The sequence below is a fragment of the Dinoroseobacter sp. S375 genome, assembly GCF_049800775.1.
Lineage (GTDB): Bacteria > Pseudomonadota > Alphaproteobacteria > Rhodobacterales > Rhodobacteraceae > Dinoroseobacter.
Genome location: NZ_JBNAFR010000003.1, coordinates 107,469 through 124,006, shown reverse-complemented (window position 1 = coordinate 124,006; position 16,538 = coordinate 107,469). Strand labels below are relative to the sequence as shown.

General features: G+C 60.0%; 18 protein-coding genes. 11 read left to right on the top strand and 7 right to left on the bottom strand.

From position 1 onward, the window contains the following. Window positions 1–67 precede the first annotated feature (67 nt). The gene (gene hslU / locus ACP150_RS08475; protein ID WP_424966153.1) at window positions 68–1,381 is read left to right on the top strand and encodes an ATP-dependent protease ATPase subunit HslU; all 1,314 of its coding nucleotides are present in this window, start codon (window positions 68–70) and stop codon (window positions 1,379–1,381) included. 37 nt (window positions 1,382–1,418) lie between these two features. Then, entirely contained in the window at window positions 1,419–2,648 is a 1,230-nt protein-coding gene (locus tag ACP150_RS08470) for an MFS transporter (protein WP_424966152.1), read from the top strand. Here ACP150_RS08470 and ACP150_RS08465 read toward each other — a convergent pair. The 3 genes from ACP150_RS08465 to ACP150_RS08455 are packed head-to-tail and all read right to left on the bottom strand — an operon-like array spanning window position 2,631 to window position 4,916. Next, window positions 2,631–3,224 (bottom strand): Smr/MutS family protein, encoded by a 594-nt coding sequence (locus tag ACP150_RS08465; RefSeq protein ID WP_424966151.1) that lies wholly within the window; start codon window positions 3,222–3,224, stop codon window positions 2,631–2,633. The two genes, ACP150_RS08470 and ACP150_RS08465, sit on opposite strands and share 18 nt — an antisense overlap. A 1-nt stretch (window position 3,225) precedes the next feature. Continuing rightward, window positions 3,226–4,215: a murein transglycosylase A gene (locus ACP150_RS08460; protein WP_424966150.1), complete on the bottom strand. Its 990-nt coding sequence runs from the start codon at window positions 4,213–4,215 to the stop codon at window positions 3,226–3,228. 35 nt (window positions 4,216–4,250) lie between these two features. Next, window positions 4,251–4,916 (bottom strand): Tim44/TimA family putative adaptor protein, encoded by a 666-nt coding sequence (locus ACP150_RS08455; protein ID WP_424966149.1) that lies wholly within the window; start codon window positions 4,914–4,916, stop codon window positions 4,251–4,253. A gap of 106 nt (window positions 4,917–5,022) precedes the next feature. Between ACP150_RS08455 and ACP150_RS08450 the strand changes: the two genes are divergently transcribed. Together ACP150_RS08450 and secB are read left to right on the top strand one after the other, a co-directional pair. Continuing rightward, the gene (locus tag ACP150_RS08450) at window positions 5,023–5,517 is read left to right on the top strand and encodes an FxsA family protein (protein WP_424966147.1); all 495 of its coding nucleotides are present in this window, start codon (window positions 5,023–5,025) and stop codon (window positions 5,515–5,517) included. A gap of 57 nt (window positions 5,518–5,574) precedes the next feature. Continuing rightward, window positions 5,575–6,084: a protein-export chaperone SecB gene (gene secB, locus ACP150_RS08445; RefSeq protein ID WP_424966146.1), complete on the top strand. Its 510-nt coding sequence runs from the start codon at window positions 5,575–5,577 to the stop codon at window positions 6,082–6,084. 4 nt (window positions 6,085–6,088) lie between these two features. Here secB and dnaQ read toward each other — a convergent pair whose 3' ends face one another. Genes dnaQ through ACP150_RS08425 form a run of 4 tightly spaced genes read right to left on the bottom strand, consistent with a single transcriptional unit; the run spans window position 6,089 to window position 8,799 of the window. Beyond that, on the bottom strand, window positions 6,089–6,781 hold the full coding sequence (gene dnaQ, locus ACP150_RS08440; protein WP_424966145.1) for a DNA polymerase III subunit epsilon: 693 nt from the start codon (window positions 6,779–6,781) through the stop codon (window positions 6,089–6,091). Beyond that, window positions 6,774–7,370 carry a dephospho-CoA kinase gene (gene coaE, locus ACP150_RS08435; RefSeq protein WP_424966144.1) on the bottom strand — a complete coding sequence of 199 codons (597 nt, stop codon included), beginning with the start codon at window positions 7,368–7,370 and terminating at the stop codon, window positions 6,774–6,776. Before coaE ends, dnaQ begins: the two co-directional genes overlap by 8 nt. Beyond that, window positions 7,367–8,203 (bottom strand): shikimate dehydrogenase, encoded by an 837-nt coding sequence (locus ACP150_RS08430; protein ID WP_424966143.1) that lies wholly within the window; start codon window positions 8,201–8,203, stop codon window positions 7,367–7,369. Before ACP150_RS08430 ends, coaE begins: the two co-directional genes overlap by 4 nt. Continuing rightward, the gene (locus ACP150_RS08425) at window positions 8,200–8,799 is read right to left on the bottom strand and encodes a Maf family protein (protein ID WP_424966142.1); all 600 of its coding nucleotides are present in this window, start codon (window positions 8,797–8,799) and stop codon (window positions 8,200–8,202) included. The genes ACP150_RS08430 and ACP150_RS08425 overlap by 4 nt, the downstream gene beginning before the upstream one ends. Window positions 8,800–9,181: 382 nt before the next feature. Here ACP150_RS08425 and ACP150_RS08420 point away from each other — a divergent pair, with 382 nt between their 5' ends. The 7 genes from ACP150_RS08420 (at window position 9,182) to ACP150_RS08390 (ending at window position 16,537) form a co-directional block, all read left to right on the top strand. Next, a complete protein-coding gene (locus tag ACP150_RS08420) occupies window positions 9,182–9,619 on the top strand; it encodes a CopD family protein (RefSeq protein ID WP_424966141.1) in 438 nt (145 codons plus the stop codon). Window positions 9,620–9,750: 131 nt separating this feature from the next. Next, window positions 9,751–11,022 carry a transcription termination factor Rho gene (gene rho, locus ACP150_RS08415; RefSeq protein WP_424966140.1) on the top strand — a complete coding sequence of 424 codons (1,272 nt, stop codon included), beginning with the start codon at window positions 9,751–9,753 and terminating at the stop codon, window positions 11,020–11,022. 19 nt (window positions 11,023–11,041) lie between these two features. Beyond that, complete coding sequence (mnmE, locus tag ACP150_RS08410) at window positions 11,042–12,331, top strand: tRNA uridine-5-carboxymethylaminomethyl(34) synthesis GTPase MnmE (protein ID WP_424966139.1); 1,290 nt, start codon at window positions 11,042–11,044, stop codon at window positions 12,329–12,331. 13 nt (window positions 12,332–12,344) lie between these two features. Next, on the top strand, window positions 12,345–14,204 hold the full coding sequence (mnmG, locus tag ACP150_RS08405; RefSeq protein WP_424966138.1) for a tRNA uridine-5-carboxymethylaminomethyl(34) synthesis enzyme MnmG: 1,860 nt from the start codon (window positions 12,345–12,347) through the stop codon (window positions 14,202–14,204). Window positions 14,205–14,212: 8 nt separating this feature from the next. Then, window positions 14,213–14,815 (top strand): 16S rRNA (guanine(527)-N(7))-methyltransferase RsmG, encoded by a 603-nt coding sequence (gene rsmG / locus ACP150_RS08400; protein ID WP_424966137.1) that lies wholly within the window; start codon window positions 14,213–14,215, stop codon window positions 14,813–14,815. Beyond that, window positions 14,808–15,614, top strand: coding sequence for a ParA family protein (locus ACP150_RS08395; protein ID WP_424966136.1), 807 nt, complete (start codon window positions 14,808–14,810; stop codon window positions 15,612–15,614). The genes rsmG and ACP150_RS08395 overlap by 8 nt, the downstream gene beginning before the upstream one ends. Before the next feature lie 11 nt (window positions 15,615–15,625). Further along, window positions 15,626–16,537, top strand: a complete 912-nt coding sequence (locus ACP150_RS08390) for a ParB/RepB/Spo0J family partition protein (RefSeq protein ID WP_424966135.1) — start codon at window positions 15,626–15,628, stop codon at window positions 16,535–16,537. Window position 16,538 lies beyond the last annotated feature (1 nt).

Below are 16,538 nucleotides of genomic sequence, written 5' to 3'. Positions count from 1 at the left end.
CCCCTCGGCTTGCGTTTTCCGCGCACATCCTTACCTAGCGAGCAGACTTACCGCAGGAGACCGCCCCGTGACCGACCTGACCCCCCGCGAAATCGTATCCGAGCTGGATCGCTTCATCATCGGGCAGAAAGACGCCAAACGTGCGGTCGCCGTCGCCCTGCGCAACCGGTGGCGCCGCAAACAGCTCAGCGATGATCTGCGCGAAGAGGTCTATCCCAAGAATATCCTGATGATCGGACCGACCGGCGTCGGCAAGACCGAGATCAGTCGCCGTCTGGCCAAGCTCGCCCGGGCCCCCTTCATCAAGGTCGAGGCGACGAAGTTCACCGAGGTCGGCTATGTCGGCCGCGACGTGGAACAGATCATCCGCGATCTGGTCGAGAACGCGATCACCATGACCCGCGAGCATATGCGCGATGAGGTCAAGGCCAACGCCCACAACGCCGCCGAGGAACGGGTGATCGAGGCCATCGCCGGGACCGATGCCCGCGAAGCAACCCGCGAGATGTTCCGCCGCAAGCTGAAAAGCGGGGAGCTGGACGATACGATCATCGAGCTCGAAGTGGCGGACACCTCGAACCCCATGGGGATGTTCGACATTCCCGGTCAGCCCGGCATGGGCCAGATGGGCGGCGGGATGAATCTGGGCGATATCTTCGGCAAGGCCTTTGGCGGGCGCACCGTGCGCAAGAAGATGACCGTGGCCCAAAGCTACGAGGTGCTGATCGGCGAAGAGGCCGACAAACTGCTCGACGACGAGACCGTCAATCGCACCGCCGTGAGCGCGGTGGAACAGAACGGCATCGTGTTCCTTGATGAGATCGACAAGGTTTGTGCCCGGTCCGACGCGCGCGGCGGCGATGTCAGCCGCGAGGGCGTGCAGCGCGACCTGCTGCCCCTGATCGAAGGCACCACGGTCAGCACGAAATACGGCCCGGTGAAGACCGACCATGTCCTGTTTATCGCCTCTGGCGCGTTCCACATTGCCAAACCCTCGGACCTCTTGCCGGAATTGCAGGGGCGGTTGCCGATCCGGGTCGAGTTGCGCGCCCTGACCGAGGCGGATTTCGTGCGGATCCTGACCGAGACCGACAACGCCCTGACCCTGCAATACACCGCCCTGATGGGCACCGAAGAGGTCACCGTCTCGTTCACCGAGGACGGTATCGCCGCCTTGGCCCGGATCGCTGCCGAGGTGAACCAGTCGGTGGAAAATATCGGTGCGCGGCGGCTTTACACGGTGATGGAACGGGTTTTCGAAGAGCTCAGCTTCACCGCCCCGGACCGGTCCGGTGACGAGATCTCGGTCGATGCAGCCTTCGTCGAGGAAAACCTCGGCGCGCTGACCAAGGATACCGATCTCAGCCGCTACGTGCTCTGAGCTTTCCTTTGCCTGCGCCCGGCCCTAAGGCTGGGCCATGGCGCGTTCCGGATTCCTTCGCAGCAATGCCCGCTGGCTTGGCGCTGGCGGGTTGCTCGCGTTTTCCAGCAGTTATGGCCAGACCTTCTTCATCTCGATCTTCGCAGGCGAGATCCAGGCCAGCTTTGGCCTGAGCCACGGCGCATGGGGGGCGATCTATGCCAGCGGCACTCTTGCCGCGGCGGCGGTGATGGTCTGGCTCGGCGCGCTCACCGATCAACACCGCGCCCGCAGTCTCGGCCCTTGGGCCATGGGCGGATTGGCCTGCGCCTGCCTCGCCATGGCGGTAAACCCTTGGGTCTGGATGCTGCCAGTTGTGGTCTTTGCCCTCCGGCTCACCGGTCAAGGTATGCTCAGCCACATCTCGCGCGTGGCCATCGCACGCTGGTTCACGGCCACCCGGGGCAAGGCGATTGCCGTCTCTTCGCTTGGGTTTTCCGTCGGAGAGGCACTGCTACCGCTGATCTTCGTCGCACTTCTGACCGTCGCATCGTGGCGGGAGCTTTGGGTTCTGACGGCGGCTCTCGCCCTGCTGACGATCCCACTTCTGCGGCTTCTCTTGCGGACGGAACGCACGCCGCAAAGCTTCGCAGCAACCTACGAAGCCACCGGGTTGGGCAATCGCCATTGGTCCCGGACCGAGGTGCTGCGCTCGCCCCTCTTCTGGGGACTTGTGCCCGGGTTGATCGCGCCGCCTGCGCTGATTACGGCGTTCTTTTTTCAACAGGTCCACCTGGCCGAGGCCAAGGGCCTGCCACATCTGGAGCTCGTAGCGCTCTTTCCGCTCTATTCCGCCTTGTCGGTGATGGCGATGCTGAGCACGGGCGCATTGATCGACCGGGTGGGGAGCATGCGGTTGATGCCGCTCTACCTCCTGCCCCTCGCGCTCGGATTTCTGATCCTCGCCGGTGCCGAGAGCATCTGGGCCCTGAGCCTCGGCATCGGGTTGATGGCGGTGACTGCCGGGGCAAACAACGCCCTGCCCGCCGCCTTCTGGGCTGACAGTTTCGGGACACGGCATCTGGGTGCGATCAAGGCGGTGGCGACGGCCCTGATGGTCGTCGGGTCGGCCATCGGGCCGCTTTTCACCGGGTTCGGGATCGATGCCGGGTTCGGTTTTCCAACGCAAATGCCTTGGATCAGCCTCTATATTCTCGCCTCAATCCTGCTGCTGACCCTGTCTCTGCGCCGGTTGCAGGCCACGGCCGGGCTAGCGCGACCGACGTAGATAGACGTAATAGGCCCCGCCCCCGCCATGGCGGATATGGGCCTGACTGACCTGCAACACGACCGCGTTCAGCGGCGGGATCTGCAACCAGTGGGGCACCTGATGGCGCAACACCCCGAGACGTTCGGGAATGGGCCCGCCCGCATCGCGATCCTTGCCCTTGCCCGTGATCACCAGCACCAGCCGCTTGCCCTGCGCATGCGCCCCGAGAATGAAGCGGTTCAAGGCCGGATGCGCCTGCGCGAGCGTCATCCCATGAAGATCAAGCCGCCCTTCGGGGCTGAGCTTGCCGCGCTTGAGCCGACCAAACGCCTTGCGATCCATGGCCACCGGCGCCGCGCGGATCTGATCGGCCATGCTGGGCGCGATATCATGGGTCATCCGGGTCTGAGCCTTTTCCCCAATCGAGAAGGGCGAAACAGGCTCTACAACAGGGGTTTTCGGGGTCCGCTTGGGCCGTTCGATATCGGTCGGTTTCGGCAGGGTCGTCCTGTGCAGCGGCGTTGCGGTCTCGGCCACGCGTTGCCACAAGGCCTCCTCATCGGGGCGCAGTCGTCTGGGCGGGCGCTTGGACATCTCAATCCCCACCTTCCGCATAGGCCAACGCCATTTCGATCGGCAGCAACACAACCATCCGGCCCGGATCACGGATCCGCCCCGCCTGCGCGCCCGCAGCCTCGCCCGTGCCGTAAAAGATATCGGCCCGCTGCGCGCCCTTGATCGCCGAACCGGTATCCTGCGCAACCATCAACTGGTTTAGCGGCCGCGCCCCGCCCTTTTCGATCCAGACCGGCGCCCCCAAGGGGGTGAAGGCCGGGTCCACAGCGATGGAGCGCATCTCGGTGATCGAGCGGTTCATCGCGCCGAGCGGCCCAAGATAGGCCGGCACTTGCGAAACCTCGCGGAAGAACACGAAGGATTTGTTGTGGTGCAGAAGCCGCCGCCCATCCTCGCCATTGGCGCGAACCCAGTCCTTGATCCGATCCGCCGAGACCTGATGCGGCTGGAACAGCCCACGGCGCACCAGCTCGCGTCCGACCGAGCTGTAGTCATGGCCGTTCTTGGCGGCAAACCCGACCCGCAGCACATTGCCATCGGGCAAGCGCAACCGGCCAGAGCCCTGAACCTGCAGGAAAAACACCTCTACAGGATCGCGCGCGTAAGCAATTTCGAGCCCGCGCCCGTCGAGAAGACCACCCTCTTCGAGTTCACCGCGCGTATGCCATGCCTGCCCGCGCGGCAGTTCGGGCGGGCGTCGGTAAAGCGGGTATTGGTACGGGCCCTCGCGCCGAAGCGAGGCGCGCAGTTCCGGTTCGTAATAACCGGTAAAGAGCGCCTCCTCCTCGCCGCCGATCAACACCGGCAGGAAGAGTGTCTCGAAGAACCCGCGTGCATCCTCGGTCTCGCGCGCAAGAGCACAGATCGGGGCCCATTCCGGGTCCCTGAGGTCAACGCATGTCGTCCGAAACGCCTCGAGCGCGGCCAAATGACTGTCGACCGCCCAGCCGCTGAGGTCGTCAAACGACAGGAGTTTAACAGAAGCGCTGTGTGCCGCTGTGCCAATCATCAGAGACAGCCCGGCAAGCGCCGCGCCCAGTTGCCTCATTCCCCGGTCGCAACAAGCCGCCAGTTAGGATCGTCCGACCCCATGATCCGCGCAAAGGTCCAGGCGTCGCGCTGCCGCTTGATCTCGGTGCTGTCGCCCTCGACGATCTCACCCGCAGCATTGCGCACGGCAAAGACCAGCTCGGCCACATAACGCACGGTGATCTCACCTTCAGAGGTGTCGCGATCAAACGCCGCCTCCACAAGGCTGGTCTCGCGGACACCGATAAACTCGGCTTCCACCGTCAGGCCCTGTTCGGCACGCTGGGAAATGACCTCGTCAAAGGCCTCGTACAGCTCTTCGGACATGAAGTCCTGAACTTCGGAGATATCCCCGTTCTCGAACGCCATGAGGATCCACTCATAAGCCCCCCGGGATCCGGCGAGGAACTCGCTCACATTGAAGCCCGGCTCGGCCATCTTCATGGCCGCCAACGCCTTTGCACTATCGCTGCCATCGGGGACGTGGTCGGTGATGTCGCTGTCCGGTCCACCTTCGATCACCTCGAAATCGCGACGGGGTGAAACATCGCGCTCCGGCGCGTCCAGCGGCATCGGTTTCTTCTCAAACCCTTCGCGGGTGCCAAGAACGCTGCGCAGCCGGAGGATCAGGAAGACAGCGACTCCAATCAGTACCAGGATTTGGAGCATGTTTGAATTCATTGGATCCTCGCGCGGCGGTGTATCTATGGTATCTTGGGTCAGATTGCATATGTAAGGTCGAGCCGGTGGCAAGTCCACCTTCACCCCTGCCCCGGAGGAGCTTAAAATGTGGCTCTTTGTGCTCTTTGTGGCCGTGCCCTTGATCGAGATCGCCTTGTTCATTCAGGTCGGCGGGGCAATTGGCCTCTGGCCAACCCTTGCTGTGGTGGTGCTGACCGCGCTTTTGGGCACGACACTTGTCCGGTCCCAGGGGCTACAGGCGATGAATGACCTGCGCGGATCCTTCTCGGAATTGCGTGATCCGTCCGAGGCCCTGGCCCATGGGGCGATGATCCTGTTCTCCGGCGCGCTTTTGCTGACGCCGGGGTTTTTTACCGACGCGGTTGGATTTGCCCTGCTGATCCCGCCCATACGGTTGGCGATCATGCGTTACGCGAAGTCCCGCATCAATGTGCAGAAATTCGAGATGGGCGCGGGTCCGCAGCGGCGGCAGCCGGCCTCGGATCAGACCATCGATACGGCGGAGTACACGGATCTTGACGTCGCCGAGCCCGGGCCGAGCAGCCCGTCCGGATGGACGAAAGACCCGAGCCGGGATTGAGGGGCCGCGCGCATCCTGATAGGAGCGGCTCCAATCAGATAACCCGACGAGGATTCCATGGCTGACGAAACCACGAACGGCGCCGCCGCTCCGCAAGAACAGCAGGCGATGCCGCAACTCAAGATCCTGGCGCAATTCATCCGCGATCTGTCCTTCGAAAATATCGCCGCGCAAAAGGGTCTGCAGGGCGATGCCCAGCCCGACATTCAGGTGCAAGTCAATCTCGACGCCAAGAAGCGTCCGGCGGACAACCAGTACGAAGTCGCGATGAAGCTGAACATCACCGCCAAGACGAAGGACAGCGGTGACATGATTTTCGGGCTGGAACTCGAATATGCAGGCGTCTTCCATATCGAGAATGTGCCGGATGAGCAGATGCATCCGTTCCTGCTGATCGAATGCCCGCGGATGATCTTCCCCTTCGTGCGCCGCATCGTGTCCGATGTGACCCGCGATGGTGGCTTCCCGCCGCTGAACCTCGACCTGATCGATTTCGTGGCGCTCTACCGTCAGGAACTCGCCCGTCGCGCGGCCGCTCAGCAGGCCGCGCCGACCGCGCAGGCCTAAGAGATCAGCGCGCTTTCATCCAAAGCGCGCCATCCCCAAGCTTCTCGACAAAGGCGGCGTGAGCCGCCTTTTCCGTGTCCGTAATCCGGGGCGGAAGCGGGTTTGGCCGCGCTGCGACCCTCTGGGACTGGGCATTGGCCCCTGCCCCACCGCTGGACGCGCGCGCGCCAAGCTCCAGGCCTGGCTGCTGACCCCCGATCAGTTCGAGATACACTTCGGCCAGAATCTCGGAATCGAGCAAGGCGCCGTGCTTTTCGCGCGCGGAGTTGTCGACGCCAAACCGACGACACAAAGCGTCGAGCGATGCCGGAGACCCGGGAAACTTCTTGCGCGCGATCGCCAGAGTGTCGAGGGCCTGATCCATTGGCAGGAGCGGGCGGTTGACCCATCCTAGCTCTGCGTTCAGGAATTTCATATCGAAGGCCGCGTTGTGGATGACCAGCTTGGCATCCCCGACGAACTCGACAAACTCATCAACAATTGCGGCGAAGACCGGCTTTTCAGCGAGGAACTCATCGCCCAGCCCGTGCACCTCGAAGGCCGATTGCGGCATGCTGCGCTGCGGGTTGATGTATTGGTGATACACCTTGCCCGTGGGCATGTGGTTAAAGAGCTCAACCGCGCCAATCTCGACGATGCGGTCCCCTTCCGACGGCTCGAACCCGGTGGTCTCCGTATCCAGAACGATCTCACGCATCTTGGCTCTCCGACAGGTGTTGTATGACAGTGTCCACCCCCACCTCGGCACTGTCCAGAGTCTCGGACGAAATCACGATATCCGCCCGGGCGCGTTTCTCGGCATCGGGGATTTGCTTGGTGAGGATCGTCTCGAACTGCGCCTCGGTCATGTCCGGGCGCGCGAGCACCCGCGCCCGTTGCGCTTCGGGCGAAGCCGAGACAACGACCACCAGATCCATCTGATCAGCGGATCCGGTTTCAAAGAGAAGAGGGATATCCAGCAGCACCGCGGTCGCACCGGAGGCCTCGGCCTCGGCCACGAACGCCGCGCGATCCGCGGCCACGAGTGGATGGATCACGGCCTCGATGAACTTGAGGGCGCTCGGATCCCGGGAAATCTCGGCTTTGAGGACGCTACGATCCACACCATCGGCGGTGACTGCGCTTGGAAAGAGGCGGCTGATCGCCTCCGCCCCGGCACCTTCCGGACCATAGAGACGGTGAACCGCCGCGTCCGCATCCCAGACCGGAACGCCCCGCGCCGCAAACATGGCGGCGGTGGTGCTTTTGCCCATCCCAATGGAGCCGGTCAGCCCGATCTTGATCATTCGGCAAGAGCCGCCGCGCGGAGCTCCGGCGTGATCTCGGGGCGCAATCCGAACCACCGTTCAAACCCGGGTGCGGCCTGGTGCAGGAGCATGCCCAACCCATCCACAATCGGATTGCCACGGGCCATGGCCGTGCCGAGGAGTTTGGTGATCAGCGGGCGATAGACGATGTCGGTGACAACCGCATCCCTCGGCAGCGCGTCGATGGAGATCGACAGTTCCGCCTGCCCCTCCATCCCGAGGGAGGTCGTGTTCACCAGCGTCGTCGCATCCTCGAGAACGTCTGAGACCCGGTGCCAGTCGACAACCGTGACCCGGGGCCCAAAATCATGGCGCAGGCTTTCAGCCTTTACGCGGGTGCGGTTGGCCAGACGGATCTCCGGCGCTCCGGCCTCGAGCAAGGCCGAGAGGACACCGCGCGCGGCACCGCCCGCGCCCAGTACGACGATGGGACCCGTCCGGGGCGACCAACCCGGGGCTCCGGCGCGCAGGTTCTCGATGAAGCCATAGCCATCGGTGTTATCCGCATGGATCGTGCCATCCGGTTGGAATGTAATGGTATTTGCCGCACCGATCAGCGCCGCTCGGTCCGAGACACGATCCGCAAGTTCCAGCGCGCGTTCTTTATGAGGCAGGGTGACATTCACGCCCTTGAACCCCAACTTGGGCAGGGCGCGAAACACCTCGGCCAGATCCTGACCCTGGACATGCAGCGGCACGTAATACCCATCGATCCCATAGGTCCGAAGCCAGTGGCCGTGCAAATGCGGCGACCGGGAATGCGCGATCGGGTTTCCGATCACGCCAGCTATGGGCACCTTGTGGTCTGTCATCCGTCGATCTCTCCCCTCAGGGTGAGATAGCTCAACAATTCCAACAAGGGGAGGCCCAAAACCGTGAAATAATCGCCATCGACCCGCGCAAAGAGCCGCGCGCCCTCTTCCTCGAGCTTGTAGGCACCGACCGCGTGCCGGATGCTATCCCAGTTCCGCGTGACATAGGTCTTGATATAGTCAGCTCCGACCGGGCGCATGGTCAGGCGTACCTGCCCCACATGACGCCAGATAGGCTTGCCCTCATGATAGATCACCGCAGCCGAATGCAACCGATGAGTCTTGCCCGACAACATGGTGATCTGGGCCTCGGCATCCTCTGGTGTCTCAGGTTTCGACAGAAGTGTACCACCGATATCGAGCACCTGATCAGAGCCAATGACCAAAGCGTCAGGCGCACGCCGCGCAACCTTCTCGGCCTTGAATTCCGCGAGGGCGTCGGCCACATCTCTAGGAGAGGCGCCTTCGGATTGCAGAGATTGCGTGATCATCTCTTCATCGATCCGGGCCGGATCCACACGCACGGGAACCCCGGCATTCTCCAGCAGCGTCCGCCGGATCTCGGATCCGGAGGCAAGCACGATGTTGACAGCCATGAGGATACCCCTGTGGATAGATTGGTCGCAGAATGTCCATGGTTTCTGCCCATCAGAAGGTGTTCACGATCTGGTCCAAAGACAAGTCGAATAACCACAGAGTCGTGCAATTTCCATCCCATGTGGGCGAGACACCACCGTACGGGATCAAAACAGGTCTACTCCAGAATGATCCACAGATTTAGACGAATTCCAGAGACGCCAAGCACTTGTTTTGTCAGAATCAATTGGTTTCATCCACAGAACCGGGAAAACTCATCCCCAAGTGAACAACCCTGTGCATAATCAAAGAATTCGACTTATCCCCAGTACCTACATAATCATCATCTTTTCTTTTCTTTATATTTTATGAATAGAAGATCAGACCAATGAAGGAAGTCAGATGGACCTTTATCCCTGGATCAAGTCGCTTCACGTGATCTCTGTGATCGCCTGGATGGCAGGTCTGTTCTACCTTCCTCGGCTCTTTGTCTATCACGTGGAATCCGACGCGGTCACTGGCGAGACCAAGGAGCTGTTTCAGACGATGGAGCGCCGGCTGCTGCGGGCGATCATGAACCCGGCAATGATCTCGAGCTGGGTCTTTGGCCTCTGGCTGGTGATGACACCCGGTGTGGTGGATTGGGGGGCGATCTGGCCCTATACGAAGTTCGCGGCGATCCTTGGCATGACGTGGTTTCACATGTGGTGTGCCGGTCAACGCAAGCAGCTTCTGGCCGGTACTGCGACTGTGACGGGAACTGGTTACCGAAAGATGAATGAGGTGCCGACAGTGCTAATGCTGGTCATTGTGTTCTCGGTGATTGCCCGTCCATTCTGAACGCAGTGTCCAGAATGATTGACTCAGACCGCGCGCCGGTCTAGGACAGCCGCCAACCCTCCGTCCGGAGGCGTTCTCTCACTGAATACATATGATCTGCGCCCCAAGTGGCGCCAGTATGGGATATCCCTATGACTCAAGAGCGTCTTGCCCTCGCTGACCTCAAAGCCATGAGCCCGGCTGACCTTCTCCCTCTGGCTGAAGAGCTGGAGGTCGAGAACGCGTCGACCATGCGCAAGGGCGACATGATGTTCGCCATCCTCAAGGAACGGGCCGAAGACGGCTGGGAGATTTCCGGGGATGGCGTGCTCGAAGTGATGCAGGATGGCTTCGGCTTCCTGCGCTCGCCCGAGGCAAACTATCTGCCGGGCCCGGATGACATCTATGTCTCGCCCGAGAAGATCCGCCAGCACTCCCTGCGCACCGGTGACACCGTTGAAGGTGTCATTCAGGCTCCGCGTGAGAATGAGCGTTATTTCGCGATCACCTCGGTCAGCCAGGTCAATTTCCAGGACCCGGAAATGGCACGCCACAAGGTGAGCTTCGACAACCTCACGCCGCTCTATCCGGATGAGCGGCTGAAGATGGAGATCGAGGATCCGACGATCCGCGACCGTTCCGCCCGGATCATTGATCTGGTGGCACCGATCGGGAAGGGGCAGCGGTCGCTCATCGTGGCGCCGCCGCGGACCGGTAAGACGGTGCTGCTGCAGAACATCGCCAAGAGCATCGCCGCGAACCACCCGGAATGCTACCTGATGGTTCTGCTGATCGACGAACGGCCCGAGGAAGTCACGGACATGCAGCGGTCTGTGAAGGGGGAGGTTATCTCCTCGACCTTCGACGAGCCGGCCTCACGTCACGTGGCGGTCTCCGAGATGGTGATCGAGAAGGCGAAGCGGCTTGTCGAGCATAAGCGCGACGTCGTGATCCTGCTGGACTCGATCACCCGTCTCGGCCGGGCCTTCAACACCGTGGTGCCGTCCTCGGGCAAGGTGCTGACCGGTGGTGTGGATGCGAACGCCTTGCAGCGCCCCAAACGCTTCTTCGGAGCCGCGCGGAACATCGAAGAGGGCGGATCGCTGACGATCATCGCGACGGCTCTGATTGATACGGGCTCGCGGATGGACGAGGTGATCTTCGAAGAGTTCAAAGGCACGGGTAACTCCGAGATCGTTCTGGATCGCAAAGTTGCAGACAAGCGTGTCTTCCCCGCGATGGATATCCTCAAATCCGGGACACGGAAGGAAGACTTGCTGGTCGATTCCAAGGATCTGCAGAAGACCTTCGTATTGCGCCGCATCCTGAACCCGATGGGCACCACGGATGCGATCGAGTTCCTGATTTCGAAGCTGAAGCAGACGAAGACAAACTCCGAATTCTTCGACTCGATGAACACTTAAATCGTACCGGGACACGGCTATGGACACGATCTTTGCGCTGGCCACGGCGCCGGGAAAATCTGGAGTCGCCGTGATACGGATCAGCGGCCCCGGCGCCTTTGCGCTGGGGCAGGCTGTTGCTGGGTCCTTGCCGGCGCCGAGGTGCTCTGCGCTCCGAAATCTGACAGATCGGGACGGGGAATTCCTGGACCAGGCATTGGTGCTGTGTTTTGCAGCACCGAATAGCTTTACCGGAGAAAATATTGTTGAATTTCAAATACATGGGTCGCAAGCGATCACCTCGGCACTGCTTGCGCGGTTGTCCGAGTTCGACGATGCCCGCCTGGCGGAACCCGGCGAGTTCACACGGCGGGCGTTAGAGAATGACCGCCTGGATCTCGCACAGGTCGAAGGACTCGCGGATCTCATAGAATCCGAGACCGAGGCGCAGAGGAAGCAGGCGCTTCGGACGTTCTCGGGACATTTGGGGGCAAAGGTCGAGGCATGGCGTGCCTCGTTGATCCGGGCTATGGCTTTGCTCGAAGTAACGATCGATTTCGCCGACGAGGAAGTTCCGGAGGATGTCTATCCGGAGGTCGGGGCACTGCTGTTCGATCTGGCGCGGGACTTCCAGTCTGAGATCGATGGCAGCTACGTTGCCGAGCGAATTCGAACCGGTTTCGAAGTGGCAATTATCGGCGCGCCCAATGTGGGCAAGTCAACCTTGCTCAATGCGCTGGCCGGGCGGGACGCGGCGATCACGTCTCACATTGCTGGAACAACGCGCGATGTCGTCGAAGTTCGGATGGATCTCAAGGGTCTTCCCGTGACGATGTTGGATACCGCCGGTCTTAGAGAGACCGCAGATGAGATCGAGAAGATCGGCATCTCTCGCGCACTGGAACGAGGATCCCGCTCAGATTTGCGCGTGATCTTGACCGAGGATGGCGTTTTGCCGACCGGGGTTGATGCACTCTCCGACGATCTTGTTGTTCATGCGAAAGCGGATCTTAGAGCTCGGAGTACCGATCTGTCCGTATCTGGAAAGACCGGCGCCGGGGTGAGCTCTTTGGTCGATGCTATACATACGCGGCTCTCGGATCGCGCGATTTCAGTCGGAACAGCAACACACGCGCGTCACAGGGTTGCATTCGAAAACGCTTCGACCTCCATACAGTCCGCGCGCAGTGGAATTGCCAGTGACCTTCCGGTCGAGTTGGTGGTAGAAGACCTGCGTCAAGCAACCAGCTATCTCGAATCTCTCGTGGGACGCATCGGTATCGAAAATGTGCTCGGCGATATTTTCTCCAGTTTTTGCCTCGGCAAGTGAGGGAGTGTTTCACGTGAAACAAACCGACTTCGATGTGATTGTAATCGGTGGCGGCCATGCCGGTACTGAGGCAGCCGCTGCTTCGGCGCGGCTGGGGGCTCGCACGGCCCTCATTACGTTGTCGCTCGACAATATCGGGGTCATGTCCTGCAATCCGGCGATTGGGGGCTTGGGCAAAGGCCATCTGGTACGTGAGATCGATGCCATGGATGGCGTCATGGGCCGCGTTGCCGATAAGGCGGGAATTCAATTTCGACTTCTGAACAAGCGGAAGGGGCCCGCTGTCCAAGGACCCCGCGCGCAAAGTGATCGAAAGATTTATCAAAGGGAAATGCGGCGGGAGATAGAGTCCCTGCCATCGCTGCAGCTGATAGCGGGCGAGGTCGCTGATCTCATCCAACAGGGAACTGCGATTGAGGGAGTCGTTCTTGCGGATGGAGCAGAAATCCGTGCGAGGTCCGTTATCGTTACAACAGGAACCTTCCTGCGCGGGATTATTCATATCGGTGATCGGAGTTTCTCTGGTGGCCGGATTGGAGACCGGCCTTCGATCAGACTGGCTGAACGCTTTGACAGTTTTGACCTGCGCTTGGGGCGGCTGAAAACCGGGACCCCGCCTAGGCTTGATGGACGAACTATTGATTGGTCGTCTTTGGAAAGTCAGCCTGGGGACGTCGACCCAACGATGTTTTCATTCCTGTCGTCGGCACCGACCGCGCGGCAGATTTCCTGCGGGATCACTCATACAAACCCACATACACACGATATCATCCGGCAGAACCTTGATCGCTCGGCGATGTATGGCGGGCATATTGAGGGGGTAGGGCCCCGATACTGTCCGTCCATCGAAGACAAGATTGTCCGGTTCGCCGATAAGACGTCTCACCAAATCTTCCTCGAACCCGAGGGTCTCGACACCAATACAGTGTACCCGAATGGGATCTCGACCTCCTTGCCGGAAGATGTTCAGATTGATTATGTGCGAAGTATCAAAGGGTTGGAGCAGGCGGAAATCCTGCAGCCGGGTTATGCGATCGAATATGACTATGTGGATCCCCGAGCATTGGATCATACTCTGGCGATTCGGGGATTAAGCGGACTGTACTTGGCGGGACAGATTAATGGGACAACAGGGTACGAAGAAGCTGCGGCGCAAGGTCTTGTCGCGGGATTGAATGCCGCACTAGCCCCAGATCGCAGTTTTGTTCCAAGCCGATCAACGTCGTATATCGGGGTTATGGTTGATGATTTGGTCACCCATGGCGTCGCTGAGCCGTACAGAATGTTCACGTCTCGCGCTGAGTATCGCCTCGCGCTGCGCTGCGACAACGCAGATCAAAGGCTGACGCCGCTCGGTATTGCGCTGGGATGTGTCGGACCTGAGCGAAGCACGGTCTTCTCTCGGAAGAGCGAGGCGCTGCGTTCCGCGCTCGACTTGCTCAACGAGCGCTCCCTAACACCCAAGCAAGCGAACCTGGCGGGTCTTCATGTGAACGAGGATGGCCGTCGTCGCTCAGGATTGGATTTGCTCGCATTGCCGAGCGTAGGCTTTGATCAGTTATCCGGCATTTGGCCGGAGCTTGAGGTGGAAACGTTGGTTGCCGCGCAAGTCAAAATCGAAGCAACGTATGCGCACTATGTAGCGCGTCAGCAGCGGGACGTTGAAGCAATGAAGAAGGACGAGGCGCTCGAACTGCCGATAGACCTGGACTATTCGACGATTGCGGGGCTGTCGAACGAGGTGCGTCAAAAGCTTGAGGCGGCGCGTCCGGACAATCTCGGGCAGGCTGCCCGGATTGAGGGGGTGACACCGGCCGCGCTGACGTTGATTTTGTCGTCCGTACGCAAGCGCCCCTTGCGCAAAGCTGTTTGAGTCTGGGAATGGTCTTGCAGGATGTTTCACGTGAAACACGCGAACGGCTCCAGATTTACGAAGCTCTTACCAAGAAATGGACGAAGAGGATCAATCTGATCGCTCCGAGTACTGTGCCGGAACTGTGGGAACGCCATATTGTCGATTCTGCCCAACTGTATGAGTTTATCCCTCATTGTGTCGAAAGCCTCGTAGATTTCGGATCTGGAGCCGGGTTTCCAGCGATGGTTCTTGGAATCCTCGCGTCTGAACAGCGTCCAGAGTTCACTGTGACCTGCATCGAATCTGACAGTCGAAAGGCGGTTTTTCTCAGGACTGTCGCTCGCGAAGTCGGTGCTAATGTCAGAGTTCTCAATGACCGTGTTGAAGCGATAGAACCCCTGGAGGCAGATCTTGTAACAGCTCGGGCATTTGCCGCGCTTCCTTCGCTGTTGGACGCATCCGAACGGCACCGGAAGCCCGAAGGCGTTTCTCTATTTCCCAAGGGCAAATCATATGAAAAGGAGCTGGCCGCAGCGCAGAAAATGTGGGATTTTGATTTCAAGGCCCACGCCAGTCAAACTGAGCCGGGCACGTTTATTCTAGAAGTTGGAGCTTTCGCGCGTGTCTGAATTTTCGCACCAACCCCGCTCGCGTGTTATTGCGATTGCCAATCAAAAGGGGGGGGTCGGGAAGACGACGACGGCGATCAACCTAGCCACAGCTTTGGCTCTCTCCGGTAAATCGGTGCTTATTATCGATCTTGATCCGCAGGGAAATGCGTCCACTGGACTGGGATTTCCCCCGGAGGAGCGGACGCTGTCAACCTATGACCTTTTGATAGAGAACGCATCGATCGCAGATGTTTCACGTGAAACATCAATCGACAACCTTTACCTTGCACCGGCGACGACGGACCTGAGTTCGGCGGATATCGAGCTCATTTCCAATAGCCGTCGTGTGTTCAAACTTCGGACGGCTTTGACCCAGCTCTCCAATATGCCTCAGAGGATCGACTATGTTCTGGTCGATTGTCCTCCAAGCCTGAATCTTCTGACGATCAACGCGATGGTGGCGGCAGATTCCGTTCTTGTGCCGTTGCAAAGCGAATTCTTCGCGCTCGAAGGGTTGTCTCAGTTGCTGATGTCTGTTCGTGAGGTTCGGGAGACGGCGAACCCGAAACTTCGGATCGAGGGTGTTGTCCTTACAATGTACGATCGAAGAAATAACCTGTCGCGGCAGGTTGAAGAGGATGCGCGAGAGAACCTCGGTGACCTTATTTTCAAGACGATTATCCCAAGGAATGTGCGGGTCAGCGAGGCACCGTCCTATGCGATGCCGGTTATCAAGTATGATCCGACATCGCTTGGATCGCAGGCCTATCTTGGTCTTGCCGAAGAAATACTCGAACGTCACAGCCTGGTTGCCTGAGAGGGAAAGAGATGAGCGCAGACAAGAAAGCGGAACGTCGCGGGCTCGGGCGTGGCCTGTCAGCCTTGATGGCCGATGTGAATATCGGCACCCCTGAGAATGCAGATCAGGCCCCGGCGGAGCGTGCGACAAGCGCGGATCTCCGTGTGCCCATTGAAACGGTTCGACCCAATCCGGATCAGCCCCGTCGAGTTTTTCCGCAGGAAGACTTGGACAGTCTAGCGGAGTCGATTCGAGAGAAGGGCGTTCTTCAGCCATTGATCGTACGGAAGGACCCCGACGACTCGGAGATGTACCAGATCGTTGCGGGTGAACGACGTTGGCGCGCGTCTCAGCTGGCACAGCAGCACGACATTCCTGTTCTGGTGCGCGACCTGTCCGACACGGAATCTCTGGAAGTCGCGATTATCGAGAATATTCAGAGGGCGGATCTCAACCCGGTTGAAGAAGCGCAGGGCTATCGTCAGCTTATGGACCGCTTCGGACACACTCAGGAGCGTCTGGCACAAGCCCTAGGTAAAAGCCGCAGTCACATAGCCAACATGTTGCGTCTGATGTCGCTGCCCGAGGATGTTCTGGACTTTCTTGCCGCCGGTGACCTGACCATTGGCCATGCGCGCGCGCTTATCACTGCTGACACGCCCAGTGCGCTCGCGCGGGAGATCATTCAAAAGGGTCTGTCTGTACGGGATGCTGAGCGGCTGGCCAAAGGTGTGACGGCGAAACCCCCGACCGCGAAGAAGCCAGCGTCCGGTAAACTCGAGAAAGACGCCGATACGCGCGCTCTGGAGCTCGACCTTGGTGCCAATCTGGGGATGTCCGTCTCGATTGACCACAAACCGAACGGGGAATCCGGCGCTCTGACGATCAAGTATGGATCCCTGGACGAGCTGGATGACCTGTGTCGCCGTCTTGGCGGGTGAG

Coding starts and splice junctions, on each gene's coding strand:
- ACP150_RS08420 (WP_424966141.1), top strand. CDS start 9,182: ATGGACCTTTATCCCTGGATCAAGTCGCTTCACGTGATCTCTGTGATC.
- ACP150_RS08455 (WP_424966149.1), bottom strand. CDS start 4,916: ATGAATTCAAACATGCTCCAAATCCTGGTACTGATTGGAGTCGCTGTC.
- ACP150_RS08425 (WP_424966142.1), bottom strand. CDS start 8,799: ATGGCTGTCAACATCGTGCTTGCCTCCGGATCCGAGATCCGGCGGACG.
- mnmE (WP_424966139.1), top strand. CDS start 11,042: ATGGACACGATCTTTGCGCTGGCCACGGCGCCGGGAAAATCTGGAGTC.
- ACP150_RS08430 (WP_424966143.1), bottom strand. CDS start 8,203: ATGACAGACCACAAGGTGCCCATAGCTGGCGTGATCGGAAACCCGATC.
- rsmG (WP_424966137.1), top strand. CDS start 14,213: ATGGTCTTGCAGGATGTTTCACGTGAAACACGCGAACGGCTCCAGATT.
- dnaQ (WP_424966145.1), bottom strand. CDS start 6,781: ATGCGTGAGATCGTTCTGGATACGGAGACCACCGGGTTCGAGCCGTCG.
- rho (WP_424966140.1), top strand. CDS start 9,751: ATGACTCAAGAGCGTCTTGCCCTCGCTGACCTCAAAGCCATGAGCCCG.
- secB (WP_424966146.1), top strand. CDS start 5,575: ATGGCTGACGAAACCACGAACGGCGCCGCCGCTCCGCAAGAACAGCAG.
- ACP150_RS08390 (WP_424966135.1), top strand. CDS start 15,626: ATGAGCGCAGACAAGAAAGCGGAACGTCGCGGGCTCGGGCGTGGCCTG.
- ACP150_RS08470 (WP_424966152.1), top strand. CDS start 1,419: ATGGCGCGTTCCGGATTCCTTCGCAGCAATGCCCGCTGGCTTGGCGCT.
- ACP150_RS08465 (WP_424966151.1), bottom strand. CDS start 3,224: ATGTCCAAGCGCCCGCCCAGACGACTGCGCCCCGATGAGGAGGCCTTG.
- coaE (WP_424966144.1), bottom strand. CDS start 7,370: ATGATCAAGATCGGGCTGACCGGCTCCATTGGGATGGGCAAAAGCACC.
- ACP150_RS08450 (WP_424966147.1), top strand. CDS start 5,023: ATGTGGCTCTTTGTGCTCTTTGTGGCCGTGCCCTTGATCGAGATCGCC.
- ACP150_RS08460 (WP_424966150.1), bottom strand. CDS start 4,215: ATGATTGGCACAGCGGCACACAGCGCTTCTGTTAAACTCCTGTCGTTT.